The sequence below is a fragment of the Streptomyces sp. NPDC030143 genome, from assembly GCF_055573695.1.
Genome location: NZ_JBVIAY010000044.1, coordinates 1 through 21,349 on the forward strand (window position 1 = coordinate 1; position 21,349 = coordinate 21,349).

Here is a 21,349-nt window from a genome sequence, read left to right on the forward strand (position 1 = left end):
GCCGACGGCGCCGGCATCGTCCAGTACCGCTGCCATGCCGGCGCGAACCAGCAGTTCGCCTGGGTCGCCACCGACGGATACTTCCAGCTCAGGGCCCGCCACAGCGGCAAGTGCGTCAACGTCGCCGGCGCCTCGACCGAGAACCTCGCCCTGCTCGAACAGCGCACCTGCGGCACAGCAGCCAGCTTCCAGTGGTCGCGTTCCTGACGACCCGCTTCCCCTGCCCGTCACGACACCCGCGAAGAGACAGGAAACACACCCAGGGTCTTGACCCGGCTGGCGGCGACACTGCTCGCCGCCAGCCTGTTCTTCGCCTTTCCAACCTTGGGGGGCGGCAGCGCGTGAAGCGGTAGCAGAGCGCCTGCCAGGCACAGAATGGCCCGGGCATCTCCCGCCACTGGCACGACCGGTGTGGAGCTGCCAGACAACCCCCTCGAACTGCTAACGCAGCCGCTCCCGGTACGGGCCGTTCCTGCCGACCGGCAGGAACGGCCCCATGAACTCCACACGCCGGCGGTGAGTCGCGCACGCGTCACACCTCAGTCCCCGACCCCGGGTTTGATCCAAAGACAGGCCGCAGGTGTCAAGCCCTGTGGCTGCTCCGAACACCGCCGGGTGCGTCGCACCGCCCGGTACTCAGGACCAGGCCGTGACGGGTTGGAAGCTCCGGTCGGCGCGGAACAGGTCGGTGGCCGTGTAGCGGTCGACCCACAGCTCGCCGTTCCGGTGGCGGACGTAGTAGCCCGGGAAGTTGTACGACTCCAGGGCGACCGAGCTCGCCGCCGTGCCCGGGTGGGCGTTGAACGTGGCGTCCTTGGCGAAGGTGGCCGTGCCGTCGTTGGCGTCGACGCGGACACGGAACGCCGAATGACGCAGGTAGAGGCCGCTGGCGGTGCGGAAGGAGTAGCAGTTGGCGTCTGCCAGGCCGGGGACTACGGCGAAGGTGGCGTCCTGCTTGGTCTGGCTCGTGCTGGAGGCGTCCACGGGGTCGGTGTAGCCGAGGAAGTTGCGGTGGCGCATGTATCGGTCGGGGAGGTTCACCGACCGGAAGGAGCGGGTGGTGTCGAGCGGCAGGGTCACGCCTCCGGTGACGGTCTCCTTGACCACCGTGAGGTGTTTGACGGTGCCGGACAGGCCGGGCAGTTCGGCCGGTGTCGTCCAGGTCTTGAAGGTGTCGTAGCTGTCGACGTAGTAGAACCTGCGCCGCATGTAGTCCTCGAAGAAGATGCGCCAGCCGCCGTTGTCCAGCTGCACCAGGACCGGGCCCTCACCGTCGAGGTCGACCCAGTTGCCGGTTTTGGTGATCGTCCAGGGGCCGGTCAGGCTGCTGGAGGTGGCGAAGTCGATGGACCTGGTGGAGGTGCTCTTCAGAAACGCGTGGTACGTCGAGCCGATCTTCACGACGGTGGTGTCGATGTAACCCCCCCTGACGCCGCCGGTCATCGGGGTCGCGGTGCTCCACGAAGTCAGGGTGCTGTTGGTCGCCGTGATGACGTACGGGTTGAAGACGCCCCTGGCCTCGGGGTTCAGGTGCAGGGAGACCAGGATGTTGACGCTGCCGTTGTCCGGGTCGATGAACCACTCCGGGGCCCAGGCGTTCCCGACGTCGGGGAGGTTGATGGTGATGTTGCCGAGGAAGGTCCAGTTCTGCCGGTCCGAGCTGCGGGCCAAGCCGATGGTGTTGCCCGTCCAGCTGCTGGTGTAGGTGACGTAGTAGAACCCGTCCGTGTGCCGGAAGACGCTGGGGTCGCGCACCAGCCCGGACGGCGGTGTGTAGGCGGGCCCCTTCACGAGGTCGAAGCCCGTGGCGTCCACGGAGTCGTACACGTACATGTTCCGCTCGCTGGAGTACGTGAACGCGGTCATCGTGTACCGCGAGGTCCGGCCGGCGGGCGGGGCGGCCGCGTGTGCCGTGCCGCTGAGCAGGGGTGCCAGCGGGGAGGCGAGGACCGCGGGGGTCGCGCCGAGGGCGAGGAGCGCTTTCATCGCGCTTCTTCGACTGGGGACCGGCAACGTCATGATGGCTCCTTGATGTGGTGCGGTCACTGAAGGTGGGGGCAGAGCGGGGACTGCTCGGTCGCTGCTCCGCCGCTGTGTCGCGTAGTAGGCGGCGTGCTGCTGGTCGAGTGCCGTGCCGGCCGGCTGGACGTAGAGCAGGTTGTTCAAGTGGCGTGAGTAGCGGCCGGGGAAGTTGAGCGACTCGGAGGAGACGTCGTTGATGGACTCGGCGAGGCCGACGCTTCGAAAGAAGGATGCGTCGTCGTGGAAGACGGCTCTGCCGCGGGCGGGGGTGGTGCGGCCGTTGCCGCAGCCGCCGCGTTCGCGGTGTTGTCGGCGCGGTAGACGATCCACTTCTCCGTGCCGTCGTGCGAGGTGAGAAGCAGCGGTTGTGGCCGTGGCGTACATCCAGGGGCTCGTCCCGGCACAGCCCAAGCCGACGGCTCCGAGCGGCCGTCCGGTCGAGGGAAGGGCAATCCTTGAACGGAAAAATGCTACTTCTTGCCATATTTCGGGGAGAACAACAGCTCGAATCGACTGCCGGAGGGCCTTTCCCCTGCCTCCCGCGCCCAGTCCTACGGTTCAACCCTTCACCTCACAGGATGAGGCGCGGGTCGAACGGGCTGGGCGGGAGGTGGAGCCGGTCGGTCCAGTTGGTCGCTGCCGCGGAGGGAGAGGGGCTTCGGCTACTGGGTGTAGAAGGTGGCGTCTGCCCGGGCGGTCGTCGTGCTGACGGCCTGGACGTACAGCAGGTAGTTGTAGTGGCGGATGTAGCGGCCCGGGAGGTTGTACGACTCGTAGGAGACCCCGGCGGAGTCGGAGAGGCCGGCGCGGGCGGTGAAGGATGCGTCACCGGCGAACAGCGACGTCCCGTCGTTCTTCTCCACCCACACCTCGTTGTTCTTGTGGCGCAGGAAGTAGCCGGGGAAGTTGGCCGACTCCAGGGAGACGGTGCCGGTGCCGGCGAGACCGGTGACCACGCGGAACTGCGAGTCTGCCAGCGGCGCGACGTTCGCCTCGATCCTGGCGCGGTACTCCCAGTGCCGGATGAACCGGTCGGGGAAGTTGTAGGAGGAGAGCCGGATCGGGGTGAGGCCGTCGGCGACGGGGATGCCGAAGTCGGGGGTGCCGTCGGCCTTCCAGTAGATCTTCTGGACGCGGGTGCGGCGGTTGGGGTCGTTGAGCGGGGCGCCGCTGATGTCCCTGTAGCTGCGGTCGTGGTAGACGAGGATGTCGGACTTGCCGTCCTCGGAGACCGTGAACTGGTTGTGCCCGGGGCCGTACTGGCTGGTGGCGGCGTTGCTGACGAAGACGGGGCCGGCGTTCTTGGTCCATGACGAGGCGTCCAGCAGGTCGTCCGAGGCGGAGGCGGTCAGCAGGCCCATGCAGTAGTTGGCGTCGGTGGCGCTGGCCGAGAAGGTCATGAAGACCTTGCCGTTCTTCTCGAGTACGGCCGGGCCCTCGTTGACCGTCGCGCCTCCGGCCTTCTCCCACGCGGCGGTCGGCCGGCTGAGCAGGACCGGTGTGCCGGTGATGGTCCACGGGTTGACCATCTGGGCGATGTAGATGTTGGTGCCGAGGCCGAACACGGGCGGGTTGTCCTGCGCCCAGGCGAGGTAGCGCGTCCCGTTCACGGCGAAGGTGGTCGGGTCCAGGGAGAAGGTGTCCAGCGGCAGCGCGATACGGCCCTTCTCCGTCCAGGTGCCCGTGATCGGGTTCGCGTCCGCGCACTCCAGGACGTAGGGCCGGATCCTCCATCTGTCGTTCGCGGCACCGGCGGAGAAGTAGATGTACCACCTGCCGTCGATGAAGTGGATCTCGGGGGCCCAGATGTAGCCGCCCATCTCACCGGTGGTGTGCTTGGTCCAGATGGTCGTCTCGGGGGCGGACGTGAGCCCCTGGATCGTGGTGGCCCGGCGCAGCACGATGCGGTCGTATGCCGGCACGGTGGCGGTGAAGTAGTAGAAGCCGTCGGTGTGCTTGAAGATGTGCGGGTCGGCCCGCTGCTCGGCGATGGTGTTCGTGTAGGTCACACCGGGGGATGCGGGCACGGCGGCGTGGGCGGTGCCGGTTGAGACACCGGTGACGGTGGCGGCGGCCGAGCCGGCGATCATGCCGAGGACCGTCCGGCGGGTGAGCTCAGGTCTCACAGGGTGCTCCCTCTGGTGCTGGCGGTGCGGTGATACCGTCGATGTCGGTATATCGAACGCGGTTCGTGGAATCGGTCAGAAGATAGGTTCTGGGCCTACTCCGGTCAACGCTTCCGTCACATAAAGTCTCCCTATGCACAGCTGCTCAGGTACTTTCGCCCGACCGTCGGCTGCTTGAGAGTCCGTGGTCGCCGCTGCGGCAACGTCCTCGACTCTGGCCAGGGAATGGACCGCGGTGGGTCTTCTCCAGCCGGGTGACGGGCTTGACGACCTGCGGACCGACCCGGCGATTGGCTCCGGCGTCCACCGATCTTGTGGAGGGTGAAGGGCACCCCGGCACCCGGCTGTCCTTCTGCCACTTCGACGCGGCCCGCCTCGCGGACCTTGAGAGTGATGTGGTCGTTCTGTAGGGAGGAGAGGCGTGCGATAAGCCGTCAGCAGGGCGTCGACCTGCCGACCGGGCCCACCGGTGTGTCGTCCGCCCGCTTCGATCTGGGACCAAATCACCGGCGCTGCCGACCGGCCCAACACGGCCTGACCACAGGCCCGGTCCCCAACCCCTACCCCACACCCTGACCACCGATCCACGCGGACGTATCGACGGGCGCGAGCCCCTCGCCTCCGCCGACAACTGCACCAGACGATCTCCGCACTCGGCAGTGGGAGACGAGCCGCAGATGCCCCGCGTGCAGGCCCCGGGAGCGCTGCTGTTCTGCGTCGAGATGCTGACGATGTTCGAGGTTCAAAAGCGGGTCCTGAAGCAGGGCCGGGCTACGCCGGTTCCTGTTCCGGAGGTTCTGCCGTTGCACACGGGGGTGCTGCGGGAAGTCGGCTATCCCCGCCGTAGAGGTTCAGGGCGTCTCCGTACGTTCGGCGTAGACCTTCGACGTGAGCTGGATCGAATCGCTGGCCCGTGGCTTCCTCAAGGAGGCGGTGGTATCGGCTTAGATGCTCCAAACGGGTGCTCAGCCTGACGGCGGAATGAACGGGACGCCGCAGCCACCAGGAGCGAATCCACTCGGCCGGACGGGCCATCAGCGCCTCGGCATAGCCACCCACATCAAGGGGATTGGCGGCCGCGTTGACTACGCCGGGCACGATGTCGATGAGCTGGTCGACTGTGCCGACTGCAGCTTGGTCGTGAGGGCCAAGATCGGTGCGCAGGGCATCCAGAGCTGCGTTGAGCCGACGACGGGCAGCCTTGACCTCCCCCAGAGTCGAGCCAGTCTCGAGAGACTGTTGGAGTTCGGTCAAGGTCCGGCGGAGTTTGCGGTGCTGGTGACGCAAGTCTTCTACGGCCATTGCGATGTCGCCGTGTGTACGGAGGTGGTCGAGGAAGAGAGCCAGCGCGGGCGGGAGGTACAGCGGAACCGGGTACTCGTCCTCGTAAACCTCGCCTACGGTCGTTCGGAAGGCGTCGGCGACGATCTCGTAGACACGGTCCTGGACGGTGCGGCGTACGTAATCCGTGATGAGGTGGTAGGCGGGTAGGCGATACAAAGAAGGCAGGAACGGAATACGGAGATGGGCAGAAATGCGCCAGTAGATGAAGGTACGGAGGTGTGAAACGCCTCTGTAGACTGCGCCGCTACGGAAATAACCAATATTCCCGAGCGTTGCCGAGCCGAGCGTGCGCAGCGGATCGGACCGAAGCTCGGAGCGCGCGCCCTGGAGACGGCCATAGACGAGGTCACCTTCCACCTCGCTATGCATGACCGAAGCGAGTTCCAGGTCACGACGAGTCGCGGTTTCCCCGATCTCGCGTTGGTGGGCAAGTAGGCGGCGGACACCGTTGGCCACTTCTTCTCCGGAAGCGAGCCGGGGCGAGGCCCCCAGGGGTCCTGCGACGGTCTCTGCATCGCGCAAGAACCCAGTGAGCTCGTCCGCCACGTCCGTTGACAATGTGCGCGTGTCAACGTGTCGGAGGATGTGACGATCGAGCAGGACTTGTCGCAGGGGCAGCGCGTCCGCATCGTGCGGAAGCTGTGCGTCAAGGACGTAGAGCTCGTCGTAGAGCAACAGCGCGTCAAGCAGCGTTGCCAAGTGAACGAGACGCTCGGCCGGGTTGGGTATTTCCCATCCTAGTGGTGAGATACGCCGATCAGGCCAGGGTGTGTTGGTGCCCTCCAAGAGCCGCGCTGCCTCACACAGCATTGTCTGGTCGATCAGCACTCGACTGGGCTTCAAGGCTGCCACGTCGCCTCCCCTGCGATTGACCGGCCAGGCTCCGCACCCAGCCCCCTACTGATGATGCACGCAGCCTTCCCACTCGGCTCACGAATTCGCGGAGCGCGGCTGTTATGCGCGCTGTCTCATAGGTAGGGCCGATCCACGTTGTTCAACCGGTGTCATCGGCGGCTCGGGCTTCCGGGCGTGGCCCGGCGTTGCGGAGGTTGTATTCGATGAGGCCTTCTTGGTCGACGGTGGCGGTGTAGCGCAGGGCTGCGCCGACGGAGAGGTCGAACAGGTCGCACATGCGGCGCAGATCGCGTCGGGTGGCCTCGGCTTCGTGTAGGAGGCGGTCCTCGCGGAGGCGGCGGGCGGGTATGCCGAGTACGTCGTTGATCCAGACGTGGCTGACGGGTTGGACGCCGCAGGCCGTGGTCTGGGAGACGAACATGTGGGGCTTGGCGGTGCGGGACCACCGGCTGTTGCGGTAATCCAGGTAGGCCGCGAGCCGGTCGCGTACCAGGTCGGCGAGCAGGACTGTGCGGTTGGCCAGGAACAGCCTGCCGTCGCGCAGGTACGTGGTCATCAGAGTGCGCAGTTCTCCCGAGGTGGGTGCGTGGAAGATGACCAGGGTCGACAGGGCCGCCTTCGGCTCCGCCTGGTCCTGGAGGACCTGGCGGAGGTCGGTGACCTCGACCGGCAGAGGGATGGTAGCGGTCGGCATACCGCAGAAGATCCGGGTGGTGGGGTCCGTGAAGATGATCCTCCGGCGCTTCAGGGGCCGGAGGATGTGCCGCAGGCCCTGGAGCATTGTGGCCCGTGGGGTTCCGTTGTCGGGCAGGACGTCCAGGACGTCGTCCCGGGTGATGGAGCGCAGAAAGCCCTTGCCCTGGTCCGCCCACGTGCGCAGGGCGGGCAGCGAGGCTCTCACCATGCGCCGGATCCACCGGGACGAACGTGCCTTCACTCGTGGTGCGGTGGTACTGCCCGCGAGCATGAGCTCGAACCAGGTGTTCAGCTCGCCGGCCATCGGTTCTGGGAAGTCCGCGATGAGCTCGCGGAACCAGGGCACCACCGGCGGGATGCGGTCATCCTCGAGCATGTCGAGCTGGGACGACAGCTTCAACAGGGGCCTGGCCGGAAGGTCCCAGTCTCACAGGAGCAGGACGGCGGACGCCCGGAACGGAGCGCCGGGGGTGTCGTGGACGGCCAGGAGGACGCGCAGGCTGCGGTCCAGCCCCATGCGGTGCAGTACTCCAGCCCGTGCCGTCGCGCGTAGTCGTCGGCGGCGGCCGCCCGCCACCTCGGGCGCATCCGCCTCGGGGAATCCGTGCTGCTGCCCACGCCGCAGGTCCCTGCCGTGCGGCGGGAAGAGCATCAACTGCCGGTGCTTGACCGGCAGCAGCACAGGCGGGGGCATCGCAGGCAGTTCGGGGCCGCAGCGGACCGGCCCCAGCGTCAGCAGCCCGGACGCGCCGTTCCATGTCGGCGAAGAACAGCTGCTGCCCGTGCCGGTTCCCCTCCTCCTGATTCAGGGCGTAGTGAGGGGCGCCACAGCAACTGGCCTGCTTGGTGCACAGACGGCAGGCGCCCTCAGGCAGGGACAACTCCCGGCCGCAGACCTGGCACGGGCCGACGACTGGGTAGAGCCGGCGCCAGCCTCGGCAGCCCAAACACATCCTGCCGTAGCGCCGCAGTATCCCCCATGCGAAGCAGTCCGGGCAGGACGCCGGGCGCTCTGCTGACGAATCGCGGTAACAGTTACGACACTTGTGCGGGTTCGGGGAACCGCGCCCGGGCCCGCCGGATCCGGTGAGCGGCCCCTGTCGCTGACCAGTAGTCCTCGGTCGAACCGCACTGTCGGCACGGCGGCGGATCGCACGGCTGCGGCCGGCATCGGTGGCAGTACTTCGCCCCGTAGGTGGACGGCAAGATCACGCCCGAGGGCATGCCCCGGCTGCTGCAGCAGGCGGTGGCCACGCTGGAGTTCGGTGACGTGGTGCGGTTTGCTTCGCCGCCTTGGGCGCTGCAGCGCGCCCTGTTCACCGCGCTGGCCCCGATCGCCCGGCTGCTAGGGCACCAGGAGTGCGACCCGCGGTACATGGACCGCAAGCCGTCCGAGATCGCGCAGCTGGAGGAGCTTCCGGAGGAGGTCATGCGCTGGCACCGCTGATCCCGCGGGCCCGGTGGACATCGCCTGCAACACCTTCGGGCACGGCGGTGTTTCCCATGACGAGAGCACACCGCACCGCGCTCCTCCCCCACCTCAGGGCGGGGCCGACCATCGAGAAGGAACCTTATGGATCTGCAGCTTTCCGGCCGGGTCGCCGTCGTCACCGGCGCCTCCAAGGGCATCGGCCTGGCCATCGTCCGCACGCTCCTCGAAGAGGGCGCCAGGGTCGTGGCCACGTCCCGCAAGAGCACCCCCGAGCTGGATGCGCTGGCCGGCCCGAACCTCGTGCACGTTCCGGCCGACTTCATGGACGAGGACGCGCCGGCGCAGGTCGTCGACCGCGCCGTGGAGCAGTTCGGCGGGCTCGACATCCTGGTGAACAACGCGGGTGGCCCGCCGCCCGGCGTGACCCTGCCCCGCGGCTCGTTCCTGCACGCCTCCGACGAGGAGTGGCGTGCCATGTTCGAGTTCAACCTGTTCTCGGCCGTGCGTGCCATCCGTGCCGCCATCCCGCACCTGCAGCAGCGCGGCGGCGGCGCGATCGTGAACATCTCCTCCGGCAACGCCCGGCAGCCCTCGCCGATCAACGTCGACTACGGTGCCGCGAAGGCCGCCCTGAGCAACATCACCAAGGTGCTCTCGGGCGAGTTCCCCCCCAGGGCATCCGCGTGAACACGGTGTCCCCCGGTGTGGTGCGCACGCCGTGGTGGACCGACGAGGGCGGCGTCGCCGACATGATCGCCTCCCAGGCCGGCACCGACAAGGACAACGTCATCAACAGCGTCGTCCCGGAGATGCTGAACCTGGCCACGGGCCGCTTCGTCGAGCCGCAGGAGGTGGCCGACGCCGTCGTGCTGCTGGCGTCGCCGCGCTCCGGCAGCACCACGGGTGCCGAGTTCGTCGTCGACGGCGGGCTCCTCAAGGAGCTCTGAGCACCACCGTGCGGGAGGGCCGGCGAAGCCCCGCCCCTGCGTCCTTGCCCGGCCGCCGCACTGCGGCCGGGCGTACGACGCACCACGCCCGCCGGTGGCGTGCGGTGACCTGATCGCGCGGGCCGGCGGCGGTGCTGTGCGCGGCGGTTGCCCCGTGGGGCCACCCGCCGCCGGCCCGCCGGTGCCCCTGGAAGACCGCAGGAGTTGCGTCCACTCCCGGGCCCGGTTCCGCGACGGCACCGCCGGAGGTGGCCCGTGCCGTCCGCGGCGGCACGGGCCACCTCCGGCGGAACACCGCGTCCGGCCTTCGTCCGCGCGCCTTCGCCGCGTCCCGCTCGCTCCCGCGTGCCGCCGCAGCACCCGGCCTCCGCCGGCGCCCTGGCGCGGGTGCCTGCTCCGCGCCCCACCCGCCTCGCCCCTTTCCCTGTCCTCCCCGCCCCGCCTCGCCCCTTTCCCTGTCCTCCCCGCCGTGGCGTCTCGCGGTCCCAGGGCCGCCACTTGTTCGGATCGCCGGGCTCGCACGCCCCTGCCGTGTCACCGCCGGCCGCCACCACGTCGTGTGGCCTTTCGCGGTGCCCGCCCGCACCAGGCCCCGCCGCCTGATCCGCGCCGATCCGAACGGCAGGCCACGGGCTGCTTCTTCCCGCTCGCCCCGCTGCCGGGCCGGCGCGGCGGCATCGATGCCAACTCCCTGGAGCCGTCATGGCCTTGGCCGCTCCTGCACGCCCACGCGACCGCGCAGCGCCCCCGCTGGACCGCCGGCTGCTCGCGCTGGCCGTCCTCGCTCCGCTGCTCGCCAACGCCGACTCCGACATCGTGACGCTCGCCCTCAGCGACATCCGGCGCGACCTGTCGATGTCGCTGGACGCCGTGCAATGGGTGACCAACATCTACGTGCTGCTGGTGGGCGGGCTCCAGTTGCTGGGCGGCCGGCTGGCGGATCTGGCCCGGTCCCGGCGTCTCTTCCTGCACGGCATAGGAGCCTTCGCCGTGGCCTCGGCCCTGTGCGGTGCCGCCCCCAGCGGCCCGCTGCTCGTCACCGACCGCGCCGGGCAGGCGCTGGCGGCGGCCGTGCTCGTGCCCGCCGCGATGTCGCTCCTGGTGGCGGCGACGGCACCGCAGCAGCGTGCCCGGGCCCTGGCGCTGTGGGCGGGCGCGGGCGGTGTCGGCTCGGTGGCCGGGGTGGTGTGCGGCGGTCTCGTGGTCAGCGGCCTCGACTGGCGCTGGGCCTTCTGGCTCAACGTCCCCGTGATCGCCGTCGCCCTCATGGTGTCCCGCCGCACCCCGCTGCCCGATCCGTCCCGCACCCGCGGTGTCCGCCTGGACCTGGCCGGGGCCGCCGCGCTCACCGGCAGGTGGTGCATGGCCCCAGGGATGGAGCGGTGGGGCCCGGGCGTGCGCTACGTCAGCACGCGTCTAGCCGCGCGCCCGGCGGCGTACCCGGTCGGGTGAAGACGTGGCGGCAGGAGAACCTCTTCGGACATCGGCGCCTGGTGCCAGGCATGAGGCAGATCAACGAGGCACATGTAGCAGCGCCGGGCCTGGCCGGAGTCGAGGTCGCGGCCGCAGATGACGAGACCGCCTTCGCCATCCAGGAACTGCTCGCCACGCGATGCACCATCGCGCCGGCGGACCGTACGACTCGGGAGCCCGGCGAGCCCGGTGTACGGCTGCGCTGCTTCCTGGACCTACGCCAAGAGCCCGCCTCGTAGTGCTGCGAGGCGGCGACCACGCCCCGCTGACATCAAGGCAGGCGCTCAGGCGCACGCGAGAGGCGTTCACCGTCCATAAGCGCTCGCAGACCATGCGCTGCTGCGCCCCGCGTGTGGTCAGGTCTCGCGTTCCTGGTCGGCGAGTCGATCGCGGAACCTGTCCATCAGGCCGCCCCCCCCGGGGCCAGGAGCTGGTTGACCTGCGGCTTGTCCGGAGAATACGGCTGTGGTCGGGTTGGGGCGCTCTTCTTCGCAGCTCTGACCTTCTCCCCCAGATCGGTCAGGACTTCGGGGGGGGCACGCTTCACGCAGGGCAGGAAGAAGAATTTCCTCCTCATCCTGGAAGTGTGCGTGGACCTCCCGCATCAGCTGGGTGAGCAGGCTGTCGAACCGTGAGTCGTCTACTGAAACGCGCTCCAGATCCTTCAGCAGCTGCTCGATCACCATGTGATCTTCGATCTCTGCGTCCGCGAGTGCCTCACCGCCCTCCAGGTACTCGCGGACTGCTGGATAGAGGTAATACTCGTCAGCGACCGAGTGGCGCACCAGCTCCACCGTGATGACCTCCGCAACATTGCGCCGTTGGTCGTCATCACTGGGCAGAGACTCAAGCTGGCGGAAAAGCTCCACCACTTCCTGGTGATCACTCGCTGTTCGTCAATGAGGTCAGCGGGGCCCGACCCCAAACCCGAGCGGCGTCCGGCGCCGTCGGCAGCTCCTGGTTGTAGCGGGAGACGACCGCCTGCCAGTCGTAGACGTCGCTGACCGACTCATGGCCCTCCCCGCTGATGAGGGTCGGGTGGGTAACCCGCGCATCGGCGATCACCTGCGGACCTCTCCCCCGCCGCCAACCCGGCCCGACGGTGCCGCCGCACTGACGGCGGCACGGGCGCGGCGGCCCCGCCGACGCGCGACCGGCTGAGCGAGCGCCCCGATCCGCTCGCGTGTCTACGACGTCCATGGGGGCAGGAGCATGGAAATGCCGCGCCAGCTTTGGAGTGGCCGACGGAGAGTGTTGGCCGGCTCAGCCTGCCGGCCCGGCGGCCCCTGGCGGGACTGTCCGCGGCCTGCGGGCGCGGCGGGCAGTGTGGCAACAAGGCCGCCTCCAAGCGTCGGTGAAAGGCGCTGAAGGCGCCGACTGCACCCGCGTCGAGCTCGTGCCCGTCCAAACGGCCCGCTCGGTGAACTTCCCGAACCAGCAGTCTGGCTCGGACGCGAAACCGTGTCTTGAGGCTGCGCAGGGACGGCGTCTTTGAGAACTTACGCGCGGGTTTGCTCCCCGGCGCGCGGGAGCGGTAAGCGCGCCTGCGCCCTCTCGTCTGCCAGTGCGCCCCGGACGCGGAGAGCTCGGCCCTGCTGGGCGTCGGTGCAGCTACCCCTTCTTGATTTTATTCGCTTTTTCCGCGCTCTGTGCGTTGCCCTGACCTGTGGACGCCTTCTTCTTTCCTTGATCGGTCGATTCGCTCGCGGTCTTCGTCTCGGGGCGCTCTGAGACGTCGGTTGTGTCCTGCCGAGGGGCGGCGCTGCCTGGTGTCGGGGCCGCGTCGGTGACCGATTGCCCGCTCAGGTTTCCCGGTGCCGGGCTGACGCTGTGTGCAGGGGCGGAGATGGTGTGGCTGACGGACGGCTGTGGCGCGGGGGTGTCGTTGCCGTCTTCTGAGGTGCCGGGGGAAGAGGAGGTCACGGCTGGACCGCTGCTGGGAGGGGCCGCCTTGCTCTCAGCGCTCTGATGCGAGGAACCGTCAGCGACGGCGAGGGTGGCGGCCATGGCGGCGGCGAGTGCGGCAGTTGCCCCGGCCATCAGAACGCGGCTCCGGGGACGAGCAGGTGTGGAACTGGCCCGGGAAGCCGCTTCGGAAACGGGCCGCTCCGGGCCGGACAGCGGCGCCCTGTGGGTGCTGGTGCTGTCACCTGCGGGGCGCCGGCTCGCAGCGACGCCCGTGGCACGGGCTGCGGACCGGTGGGACGTGAGGTCCGTGCCGGTGGACAGAGCAGCCAGCGTCCGGGCGCAGTCGTGTGCCGTCGGGCGCGCCTGCTCGTCGAGTGCGGTCATGTCGCTCAGCAGGGCGGCGAGTTCCGCAGGGAGGTAGTCCGGGAGGCTGGGCGGGCGGTGAAGCCGTGCTATCGCGGCTTCCAAGGGGCCACCGTCGTATTCGATCCTGCCGGTGAGGCATTCGAGAAGCACCAAACCCAGGGCGTAGACGTCGGCAGGCCGTCCGACGGGCCGGCCCAGGACCTGTTCGGGCGACAGGTAGGCCGCCGTGCCGATGAGGGTGCCGGTGGCGGTGCGTGTGGTGGCATCGAGCAACCGAGATATACCGAAGTCGGTGAGATGGGGGTGATGGAATACGTCGAGGATGACATTGGACGGCTTGACGTCACGGTGGACGACTCCAGCGTCGTGCGCGTGGGCCAGGGCATCGGCGAGGCCGGCACCGAGTGCGGCGGTGGCTTCGGGAGCCAGGGGGCTCTCGGCGATGCGCGCCTTGAGGGTGTGGCCTTCGATCAGTTGCATGACCAGATAGGCGTCACCGTCGTGCCGTCCGGCGTCGTAGGCGGTCACCAGCCCGGGATGCTGCATGCGGGCCAGGATCATGGCCTCGCTCAGAAAGGCTTCCTCTGCGTCGAAGCCGGTGTTGGGCCGGAACAGTTTGACTGCCACCGGCCGACGCAGCCGCAAGTCAAAGCCGCGGTGGACGTCCGCAGCACCCCCCGAACCGATGAGCGCGTCCAGACGGTATCGGCCGGCCAGTATCCGGGCGGAGTACCGGGAAGCCAGTGCGAAACCCGACTCGCGGAACCCCATGCTCTCTCCCACTTCCGGCGTACGCCCGCTGGTGGCGAGCTCCGCACGCAGGTACCCACAAGGCACCGGACTACCCATAGCACCTCCCTTGCAGCACCGACTCAGGCTGCTGAGTATGGCCTGGGCAGACCACCCCAGCCCCACTGGCTCTGCCCGTCACAAGGGATCCGGCCGCCGGAGCACGCGTGGGTGTGCCCCGGCATGCGACGCGCCTCAGCGAGTGGGCATCAGGACGGTGTCGATGATGGATGCGCGCCTAGCTGTAGGGCTGGGCTGGGCCAGGCAAGCCCGCTGATGCCACTCCTGCGAGCGAGGGTGTTCAGGCGGTGGTGGGAGTGCCCTGGCGGGCGGCGAGCGCGGCCTCGGCGCTGGGGTAGGCGGGCAGGAAGGTGTCCATCCCGGTGACGCTGAGCAGGCGGCTCAGCCGGTCGGGGATGGCCGCCAGGGTCAGGGAGCCGTCGGCGTCCTTGGCGCAGCGCCAGATGCCGACGAGGGCTCCCAGCCCTGAGGAGTCGACGTGACGGCCTTCGTGGTCCGGACCACAAGCTGCTCACGACCTGAGCTCGAACTCCGACGGGACGTTGCCCCTGGCCAGGTCGACCAGGTCTTCCGCCGCGAGGACCTGGCGGACCTGGTCGCGCGGCGGCACCACGCTCGGACCGGAGCAGGAGCCGCGCGACTCGGTGTGCGCAGGATTGGAGTTCGATTGGATGGCGCGGCTCGGTTGGATCCGCTCGCCGCAGTCGATCGAGGTCCGCTTCGGCACTTCGCGGGTGCGGGGCCGTCGATATCACGGAAGGAGTAGGCATGAAGGTGGGGAGAAGGGGTACGCGCGGCAGGGCGAGTCGAGGTAGGCCGGTGTCGGCATGGCCGACAAGGGGAGGGACACATGGTTACGGATACCGCAGCGGCGACGGCGGATGTGAAGTGCGCTGAACTGCCGGCAGTCCCGGACCCGTCGAAGGTCGCCCCCAAGGACGCCCGTGAGCTCACCCGCCTGTTCTTCCAGCAGCTAGACCGGCTGGAAGAGGGCACGCCGGAGTACCAGTACGCGCGCAACACGCTGATCGAGATGAACATCTCCCTGGTCCGCTACGCGGCCTCCCGTTTCCGCAGCCGGGACGCGGAGGAGATGGAGGACATCGTCCAGGTCGGCGTGATCGGTCTCATCAAGGCCATCGACCGCTTCGAGCTCTCCCGTGAGGTGGAGTTCACCTCCTTCTCGATCCCCTACATCGTGGGAGAGATCAAGCGGTTCTTCCGTGACACCACCTGGGCCGTGCACGTTCCGCGCCGTCTGCAGGAGGCCCGCGTCCAACTGGCGCGCGCCACCGAGGAGCTGAGCAGCCGACTGGGCCGCACACCGACCGTGGCGGAACTGGCCCAGCTGATGAACCTGGACGAGAAGGAAGTCATCGAGGCACGGGTGGCCTCCAACGGCTACCGCTCCTCCTCCCTGAACGCCGCCATCGGCAACAGCGAGGACGGCGAGACGGCCCTGGCCGACTTCATCGGCAACGAGGACGGCGCGCTGGAACTGGTGGAGGACTTCCACGCCCTCGCCCCGATGATCGCCGACCTCGACGAGCGCTCGCGCAGGATCCTGCACTGGAGATTCGTGGAGGAACTGACCCAGGCCCAGATCGGCGAACGGCTCGGTGTCTCCCAGATGCACGTCTCCCGGCTGCTGTCACGCACCCTGGCCCAGCTCCGCGAGGGTATGCTCACCACCCACTGACACCGCCACCTCGCAACGGCACCCCGCGGCCGCGGTGAACCTGTACACCACGCCACCCCACCCTGTGCGCGGTCGGTTTGGAACGGCCCCGCTCAGGCCGTTCTCCACTCGTGTGGGCGGCCTCCGCGCCATTCCACCCAGCGTGGATCGTCCAATACTCCCTCGGGTTCGTCGACGCCCGCCGCTTGAAGGAACACCACCAAGTCGTGGTCGCTGTATGCGGTGCCGAGGATCTCGTCCCGACCGTGCGAGTGCACGGTGACACTCCGGCCACCGGTACGGGAGGGCTGGTGTACGACGATCGGCGCGCTCATCACGCCTCCCAGCGTGCTCCCGGCAGGGCCGTGCGGCGAGTCGGCTGCCCAGTCGGGAGGTGTCGCCGGACCAGTCGAAACGGCGCGGGCCTCCGGCACGCGGGTCCTACATCGCCCCTCCCGCCGGCGTTCGAACTGCCCCGCGCACAGGGGGCGACGCGGGTGTCGATCCCGTGGCCCGGGGTCACGCAAGCAGCCTGACCCGCACCTCACCGCTCGCGCGGTCCACCTGCACGGCATGACCGGCCTGCGTGAGGATCGCCAGCAGTGCCGATCGTAGAGCAGCACGAATGCCCTCGAACTCGGCATCTTCCCGGCCCGCAGGATCTAACTCGCTGCCGGGCACCCATCCCACCAGCACCGAGTCCGTCTCTCGCCGCACCCGCAGGCCAGGGCTGCCCTCATCACCGGCCGACGCCACATCGAAGCCAGCACGGGCCAACGTCCCGCACACATCAGCGAGCAGCTTCTCCACGGCATCAGCGGTCACCGCCAAAGCCTATCCACACACATCCTGACTGTTTTGGACACAGGTGCTTCACCTACGGAAGAAGGGGCGCCGGCCACTGGTCTTCTGCGGTGCCTGTGCCGTCCAGCTTCTGGCGCTCGCGCTCGCAGTGGCGCGCGGACGTCCGACCACGCGGCGCTTGCAGGGGGCCTATGCGCTGGAGCGCCAGCCAAATTTGGCGGTGGTCCTTTCTTTGGGAGTGGGCAGTGCAGCGGTCGTACCCCCGACGCCTTGATCCGTCACGGGCCCATGCCCAAAGGGGCGTTACGGGATCAGAGCGTTGTATACCTCGACCACCTTCGACTCGAACGGCGGTGCCCCAAGTTCCTGCGCGGCCGGCTTGACCTGCTCTTCCATGAAGCGCCGGAACGCGTCTTCTGACTCCCACACGTCAATGACCTGCCAGCCGCCCGTCTCGCCGGGTGCCCCGAAGTGGGCGATAAGCCCGGCGGGCGGACTCGTACGGTCCGGGATCGCCCGGTCGAAGGTCGCCTGGTAGAGCTCCTGATTCCAGCCCGCGGCCTGGTTGAGCACCAGAATCGCCATCTCGGTTCCTCGTTTCACATGCGGAGACAGATGTGAACGACGCTAGATCCGAGTGCGGGCGACCGCGAGCAGTCGGGATGGCTGCTGCGCCATCCGAGGGCCGGTGCCACCACTCGGCCAGTCCGTTCCCCCAGCGCTTGGTTGCGCAGGTAGAGGCCCACCAGAAGCGTGCGCCCTCGTCGGTGTCGGTCAGTTGCAAGATGCAGGCGAGGACCAGGGCGCTGCATGGTTCGGGGACCTGGTCGGTGCGAACGTGGTGACAGTGGCGGGCGGCGCCTCCCGACCACGGCCGGACCAGCGTGGTGACCTGCGGATTCGCGGGCGAGTGCGGGAGTGAGTGCGGCCGGTTGTCGGAGAGGATTACGATCTGGTCCACGGAGGCGTTGTCGCTTGTGACCGTGGTCGCGCCTTCACCGTCGGGGCTCTGGTCCGGGCCGCTGCTGCCGTGACCGGTACACGCGGTGCTGGACAGCCCGTCGCACCGAGCGGTGAGCGAGCAGATCCGTGATGATCGGCGTGGACGCGGGCAGCGCAGACCGGCTGGCGCTGGGCGTGCTGACGCGGTACCGAATGGCTACCACCGAGCAGATGCACCGGGTGATCGCCGCCTCGGTGCGCACCGAACAGACCGGGCGCAGACTGTGCGCCGAGGGGCTGGTCGGCCGCATCACCCTGCCGCAGGCCGGACGAACCAGGGCGTGGTTCCCCACCCCGTACGGCGTGCAGCTCGCCTCCGAGTGGTCCGAGATGCGCGGGCGGCGTGGCGTGTCACGGACCCGGAGGGAAAGCACCGCTACGGACCGCCGGACGTCGTCCATCGCCTCGCCCTCGCGCAGGCCGGCGGTCGCTTCCCGGGCCTGCGCGGTCGTCAGCGGCGTTCACGCAGGCCCGGCGACGTCACCCTGGTCCTGGTCGTACTCGCCCATCCTCCGGGTCAGCGGGCCGGGACGCCTGCACCGCGCACATTGCCTCGTTTGTCCGAAGCAGCCGTCCCGGCTCGGAACCCCGTCGCCTCAGTCACCGCGCACGTCGGCGAGGACGACCTCGAACTCCTCCAGCCCGGTCACGGTGACATGCGCCTTGGCGGCCCCCTCTGCGCGGGCCGCCGCCTGGCCGGCGCGGGACGTGTCAAGGGACTCGCGGTCGGTGAACACGGCGCCGACCAGTCCGCGTCCCCGGTCCCGGTCGATGAGCAGGGACGCCCTGGCCAGTCCCGGGAGCGTTTCGAGCCTTGGGATCACCGACGCCCGGAACGTCTCGGCGAACAGATCCGCGTCCGAGGGATCGAACTCCACCCTGGTGACGCGCAGCCCCGCTCCCGCCTCCGACTGCCGGACCGAGTGGAAGACCGCCGCCTCGTAATTGTCGATCGCTGTTGTCGCCGCGAACCGCTCCAGGAGCGCCGTTCGCCGCTCGCGCAATGCCTCGTCGCTGTTACTGCGTGCCTCCTCCGACTCCCACCAGGTCACCGCCAGCAGCTTTCCGAGCTCCCGGTCCACGAAGATCCCGAAGCCCCGGAATCCAGGCTGCTGCCCGAGCAGTTCACGGCCTTCAGTGCTGAGTCCCTCGATGGCCGTGCCGATGTTTGCCGGATCGCCGGTCGCGTAAAGCGTGCGTACGAACATGACGCCTCCCAGAAGTAACGCGCACATCCGAAACCTCTGACATGGCCAGTCTTCTACCTGGGGCGAACCCGGGCAAACCACACCAAGCGAGCTGTCCCAACAACTCCATGATCACCTGCTGGCACCCGGAAACACGGGCGCGACCACCACCCCGTCGGGCGAGGTGTCCAGGATGTCGCAGCGGCGTATCGTCTCCAGCCGGGCGGCTTCATCCGCCACGCCGAGCACTGACTGCTGCTGGGAGATGTCACCCCCACGTGGACGCGTGTCCTGCTTGCGGCATGACTTCCCCGCTCCTCGCTGGCCGGCCCCGGCGCCGCCTGGAATCGTAGATCGCTGCGGCGTGAAAGCAGAAGCGGGGCGGGCGGCCATCCGGACAGGTGGCCGCCCGCGCGTTGTCACAAGCTGAGGTAGAAGCGCACGGTCGTGCCGTCGTCGCCGGTGTGCACGCGCACCAGGTCGGCCACGTAGTGGACCAGCATCAGGCCCCGGCCGCCCAACTGGTCGCGCTCCGGCGGGCGCCGGCCGGCCAGCGGATCGGCCAGTCGGCCAGCATCGCGGACCTCACACACCATCTGCCCGTGCTCCGCCCAGACCGCGAGCGTCCCGGCGCCTCCGCCGTGCACCACGCTGTTGGTCGTCAGCTCCGCGACTGCCAGCTCCACGTCCATCAGCCGGTCCCCGGCCATGCCCAGCCGCATCGCCTGAGCGAGAGCGAACTGGCGGACCGCCGGAAGGTCCTCACCCCCGTAGGAGAAGGCCGCGGCGTCCGGTGCAGGCACGAGCGCCTGGTTGTACCGGTCGACGACCGCCTGCCAGTCGTAGACGTGGCTGACCGACTCACGGCCCTCCCCGCTGATGAGGACCGGGTGGGTGACCTTCGCATCGGCGATCACCTGCGGATCCAGCCGCACCTCGTCGTAGGGGCACAGGATCGTCACCGCCCGGCCCTCGAACGCGGCGTTGATCAGCGCCTCGTGCTGCGCGCACGCCGGGTACTCCACCTCGCTGCGTCCTGCCCAGATCGGCTCGCCGATGATCCGCACACGCCCCTGCGGGTGGGCGTCGGCGAATCCGCGCAGCACCTTGGGGATGATCCGCCCCGGGTTGCGGCCGGCCTCGGTCATGTCCAGGAACAGGATGCCCTCGGCATCCTCGCCCAGACCTGCTTGGATCAGCTCCAGGTTGGGTCCGGGCACCGCCACGGCCATCGGCTCGCCGTTGGTCACGCCCTCGCGCAGGAAGGCCACGGTCTGCTGGGTGTACTCCTGCTCGGTGCGGTAGAAGAGGGCAGGGTGCACGAACGCCTCGTCGGTGGTCACCGTGCTCATCACGAAGCCACCTCGATCCGGTCCAGGCCCGGCCAGAACATCTCCAGAACCCGCGGCAGCTGCGGCGGGGGATTCTCGACCACCACCCTGCCCTCGGGCAGGTTCATGGCCGTGATGGCCAGCGCGGTCACCCCGGCCACGTCGACGAACGCCACATCCGACAGCTCCACGTACGACACGCCCGCGTGCCGCCGGGCCAGCTCGGACAGGGCCTGCTCCCAGGACGGGCAAGTGAGGACGCTGATCTCACCGCAGGCTCGTATCCCGGAACGACCGGGCAACGGGCTCACCTCCAACGCGGCCCTCCCGGGCTCCGCCGGGGCCCGCCTGCCCACCGCATGTGGGACATCCACGCTCGGGCTCCTTCACATCAAGCCGCCTGCTGACCATCCCGGCCTCTTACTGCGACGGAACCCTTGCCGTGATCGTCGCGACCTGCGGCGGTCCGTTCCGGCCGCCAGGGCGAGGTGCACGCATTTACTACGGCTTCATTGGCTGGCGCGTCGCCTCGGACGGCTCCGCCGTCAAGCTCGGGCCGACCTCACCGACGGACATCTGCCGGATCAGCCACCTCTGTGTCTGCCGGGGACGTGGCGCCTGAGCCGGGCCCGAACCCCCTGACGATCAGCCACCCGGCCAGCCCCAGCTCCCAGGCGAACACCGGGAGCGCGGCGGCCGACCCCGCCACGGAGAGCTGCGCGTAGGCCCCGAACATCACGGCGACGGCCGAGGCGCAGATCAGCGGCCCGCCGACCAGCCCGAGCACGGCGATGAAGCGCGGCACGAGCCGTGCGCGGTACGCCAGGTAGGCAAGCAGGACGGTGTTCAGGCCGAGGGCGATGTTGGGCCCGAGCAGGAACGTCCAGTCGTGCACGGCCACCAGCGCGATGTCGGCGCCTGCCGCCGCCCCCGCGTCCCGCCGTAGGGTGACGAGCGCCAGGACGGCGATGATCCCGAGGGCGATGACGGCCGCCTCCAGCAGCCGCCCGAAGGCGTACCCGAACGCGAGCCCCTCGCCGTGGCGCCGCAGGACGGGGAACAGCGCCGCCCCGGTACCGGCCACCGCCACCACCAGCACCACCTCGCACAGCACCCCGAGCAGCGCCTGCGTGTCGGCGCCCTGCGCGAGCCGGCCGTCTGCCGCCCCCAGCAGGGGGCGGTACAGAACGGCCCCGGCTATCGCGGCGGCTTCGGTCAGCAGGAACAGCGACCCGGCGGCCACCGCGGTTCTCCGGTCCGGACTCATCTTCTCGGTACTCCTCACTCGGTGGTGGTGTACGCCGTACACCTCGCGGCGAGGATAGGTGTACGGCGTACACTCGTCAAGGAGGGGGCGCTGTCGAGGAG

General features: G+C 69.1%; 18 protein-coding genes and 3 pseudogenes. 6 read left to right on the forward strand and 15 right to left on the reverse strand.

Annotation, left to right across the window (positions count from 1 at the left end; all coding sequences use genetic code 11):
- On the forward strand, positions 1-207 hold a 207-nt coding region (locus ACZ4YY_RS36305; RefSeq protein ID WP_468299519.1), incomplete at its 5' end, for an RICIN domain-containing protein.
- A 429-nt stretch (positions 208-636) separates the two neighbouring features.
- On the opposite strand, the gene ACZ4YY_RS36310 is transcribed toward ACZ4YY_RS36305, so the two are convergent.
- The 5 genes from ACZ4YY_RS36310 to ACZ4YY_RS36330 all read right to left on the reverse strand — a co-directional run bounded on the left by ACZ4YY_RS36310 (position 637) and on the right by ACZ4YY_RS36330 (position 7,737).
- A complete protein-coding gene (locus ACZ4YY_RS36310; RefSeq protein WP_468299521.1) occupies positions 637-2,352 on the reverse strand; it encodes an AbfB domain-containing protein in 1,716 nt (571 codons plus the stop codon).
- Positions 2,353-2,684: 332 nt separating this feature from the next.
- On the reverse strand, positions 2,685-4,112 hold the full coding sequence (locus ACZ4YY_RS36315) for a family 43 glycosylhydrolase (RefSeq protein WP_468299561.1): 1,428 nt from the start codon (positions 4,110-4,112) through the stop codon (positions 2,685-2,687).
- An 807-nt stretch (positions 4,113-4,919) separates the two neighbouring features.
- Entirely contained in the window at positions 4,920-6,344 is a 1,425-nt protein-coding gene (locus ACZ4YY_RS36320) for a hypothetical protein (RefSeq protein WP_468299523.1), read from the reverse strand.
- A gap of 142 nt (positions 6,345-6,486) precedes the next feature.
- Complete coding sequence (locus ACZ4YY_RS36325; protein ID WP_468299525.1) at positions 6,487-7,419, reverse strand: hypothetical protein; 933 nt, start codon at positions 7,417-7,419, stop codon at positions 6,487-6,489.
- 51 nt (positions 7,420-7,470) lie between these two features.
- Entirely contained in the window at positions 7,471-7,737 is a 267-nt protein-coding gene (locus tag ACZ4YY_RS36330) for a hypothetical protein (RefSeq protein WP_468299527.1), read from the reverse strand.
- Between the two features lie 501 nt (positions 7,738-8,238).
- On the opposite strand from ACZ4YY_RS36330, the gene ACZ4YY_RS36335 reads away from it, so the two are divergent.
- From ACZ4YY_RS36335 to ACZ4YY_RS36350, 4 genes and pseudogenes are all read left to right on the forward strand, one after another.
- On the forward strand, positions 8,239-8,490 hold the full coding sequence (locus ACZ4YY_RS36335; protein ID WP_468299529.1) for a hypothetical protein: 252 nt from the start codon (positions 8,239-8,241) through the stop codon (positions 8,488-8,490).
- Between the two features lie 126 nt (positions 8,491-8,616).
- Positions 8,617-9,422, forward strand: a pseudogene (locus ACZ4YY_RS36340) (SDR family NAD(P)-dependent oxidoreductase).
- Positions 9,423-10,124: 702 nt separating this feature from the next.
- Positions 10,125-10,874 carry an MFS transporter gene (locus tag ACZ4YY_RS36345; RefSeq protein ID WP_468299531.1) on the forward strand — a complete coding sequence of 250 codons (750 nt, stop codon included), beginning with the start codon at positions 10,125-10,127 and terminating at the stop codon, positions 10,872-10,874.
- 50 nt (positions 10,875-10,924) lie between these two features.
- Entirely contained in the window at positions 10,925-11,134 is a 210-nt protein-coding gene (locus ACZ4YY_RS36350) for a DUF6207 family protein (RefSeq protein ID WP_468299533.1), read from the forward strand.
- 117 nt (positions 11,135-11,251) lie between these two features.
- On the opposite strand, the pseudogene ACZ4YY_RS36355 reads toward ACZ4YY_RS36350, so the two are convergent.
- The 4 genes and pseudogenes from ACZ4YY_RS36355 to ACZ4YY_RS36370 form a co-directional block, all read right to left on the reverse strand.
- Positions 11,252-11,767: pseudogene (locus tag ACZ4YY_RS36355) on the reverse strand (hemerythrin domain-containing protein).
- Between the two features lie 10 nt (positions 11,768-11,777).
- Positions 11,778-11,960 (reverse strand): hypothetical protein, encoded by a 183-nt coding sequence (locus ACZ4YY_RS36360; protein WP_468299535.1) that lies wholly within the window; start codon positions 11,958-11,960, stop codon positions 11,778-11,780.
- A 546-nt stretch (positions 11,961-12,506) separates the two neighbouring features.
- Positions 12,507-13,940 carry a serine/threonine-protein kinase gene (locus ACZ4YY_RS36365; protein ID WP_468299537.1) on the reverse strand — a complete coding sequence of 478 codons (1,434 nt, stop codon included), beginning with the start codon at positions 13,938-13,940 and terminating at the stop codon, positions 12,507-12,509.
- A gap of 319 nt (positions 13,941-14,259) precedes the next feature.
- Positions 14,260-14,448 (reverse strand): annotated as a pseudogene (locus tag ACZ4YY_RS36370) (STAS domain-containing protein); the annotation flags it as partial.
- A gap of 381 nt (positions 14,449-14,829) precedes the next feature.
- Here ACZ4YY_RS36370 and ACZ4YY_RS36375 point away from each other — a divergent pair.
- Positions 14,830-15,678 (forward strand): RNA polymerase sigma factor SigF, encoded by an 849-nt coding sequence (locus tag ACZ4YY_RS36375; RefSeq protein WP_468299539.1) that lies wholly within the window; start codon positions 14,830-14,832, stop codon positions 15,676-15,678.
- A gap of 498 nt (positions 15,679-16,176) precedes the next feature.
- Here ACZ4YY_RS36375 and ACZ4YY_RS36380 read toward each other — a convergent pair whose 3' ends face one another.
- From ACZ4YY_RS36380 to ACZ4YY_RS36405, 6 genes are all read right to left on the reverse strand, one after another.
- Positions 16,177-16,482: a hypothetical protein gene (locus ACZ4YY_RS36380; RefSeq protein ID WP_359428676.1), complete on the reverse strand. Its 306-nt coding sequence runs from the start codon at positions 16,480-16,482 to the stop codon at positions 16,177-16,179.
- Positions 16,483-16,764: 282 nt separating this feature from the next.
- Positions 16,765-17,046 carry a hypothetical protein gene (locus ACZ4YY_RS36385; RefSeq protein ID WP_468299541.1) on the reverse strand — a complete coding sequence of 94 codons (282 nt, stop codon included), beginning with the start codon at positions 17,044-17,046 and terminating at the stop codon, positions 16,765-16,767.
- A gap of 1,013 nt (positions 17,047-18,059) precedes the next feature.
- A complete protein-coding gene (locus ACZ4YY_RS36390; protein WP_468299543.1) occupies positions 18,060-18,671 on the reverse strand; it encodes a hypothetical protein in 612 nt (203 codons plus the stop codon).
- A 398-nt stretch (positions 18,672-19,069) separates the two neighbouring features.
- The gene (locus tag ACZ4YY_RS36395) at positions 19,070-20,002 is read right to left on the reverse strand and encodes an anti-sigma factor RsbA family regulatory protein (protein WP_468299545.1); all 933 of its coding nucleotides are present in this window, start codon (positions 20,000-20,002) and stop codon (positions 19,070-19,072) included.
- Complete coding sequence (locus ACZ4YY_RS36400; protein WP_468299563.1) at positions 20,002-20,292, reverse strand: STAS domain-containing protein; 291 nt, start codon at positions 20,290-20,292, stop codon at positions 20,002-20,004. Before ACZ4YY_RS36400 ends, ACZ4YY_RS36395 begins: the two co-directional genes overlap by 1 nt.
- Positions 20,293-20,543: 251 nt before the next feature.
- Positions 20,544-21,248, reverse strand: coding sequence for a DUF4386 domain-containing protein (locus ACZ4YY_RS36405; protein WP_468299547.1), 705 nt, complete (start codon positions 21,246-21,248; stop codon positions 20,544-20,546).
- Between the last annotated feature and the right edge of the window lie 101 nt (positions 21,249-21,349).

Excerpts from the sequence above, each read along its gene's own strand:
- ACZ4YY_RS36345 (WP_468299531.1), top strand. The coding sequence starts at position 10,125 with ATGGCCTTGGCCGCTCCTGCACGCCCACGCGACCGCGCAGCGCCCCCG.
- ACZ4YY_RS36365 (WP_468299537.1), bottom strand. The coding sequence starts at position 13,940 with ATGGGGTTCCGCGAGTCGGGTTTCGCACTGGCTTCCCGGTACTCCGCC.
- ACZ4YY_RS36405 (WP_468299547.1), bottom strand. The coding sequence starts at position 21,248 with ATGAGTCCGGACCGGAGAACCGCGGTGGCCGCCGGGTCGCTGTTCCTG.
- ACZ4YY_RS36390 (WP_468299543.1), bottom strand. The coding sequence starts at position 18,671 with ATGTTCGTACGCACGCTTTACGCGACCGGCGATCCGGCAAACATCGGC.
- ACZ4YY_RS36385 (WP_468299541.1), bottom strand. The coding sequence starts at position 17,046 with ATGGCGATTCTGGTGCTCAACCAGGCCGCGGGCTGGAATCAGGAGCTC.
- ACZ4YY_RS36350 (WP_468299533.1), top strand. The coding sequence starts at position 10,925 with ATGAGGCAGATCAACGAGGCACATGTAGCAGCGCCGGGCCTGGCCGGA.
- ACZ4YY_RS36325 (WP_468299525.1), bottom strand. The coding sequence starts at position 7,419 with ATGCTCGAGGATGACCGCATCCCGCCGGTGGTGCCCTGGTTCCGCGAG.
- ACZ4YY_RS36375 (WP_468299539.1), top strand. The coding sequence starts at position 14,830 with ATGGTTACGGATACCGCAGCGGCGACGGCGGATGTGAAGTGCGCTGAA.
- ACZ4YY_RS36330 (WP_468299527.1), bottom strand. The coding sequence starts at position 7,737 with ATGCCCCCGCCTGTGCTGCTGCCGGTCAAGCACCGGCAGTTGATGCTC.
- ACZ4YY_RS36315 (WP_468299561.1), bottom strand. The coding sequence starts at position 4,112 with ATGATCGCCGGCTCGGCCGCCGCCACCGTCACCGGTGTCTCAACCGGC.
- ACZ4YY_RS36395 (WP_468299545.1), bottom strand. The coding sequence starts at position 20,002 with ATGAGCACGGTGACCACCGACGAGGCGTTCGTGCACCCTGCCCTCTTC.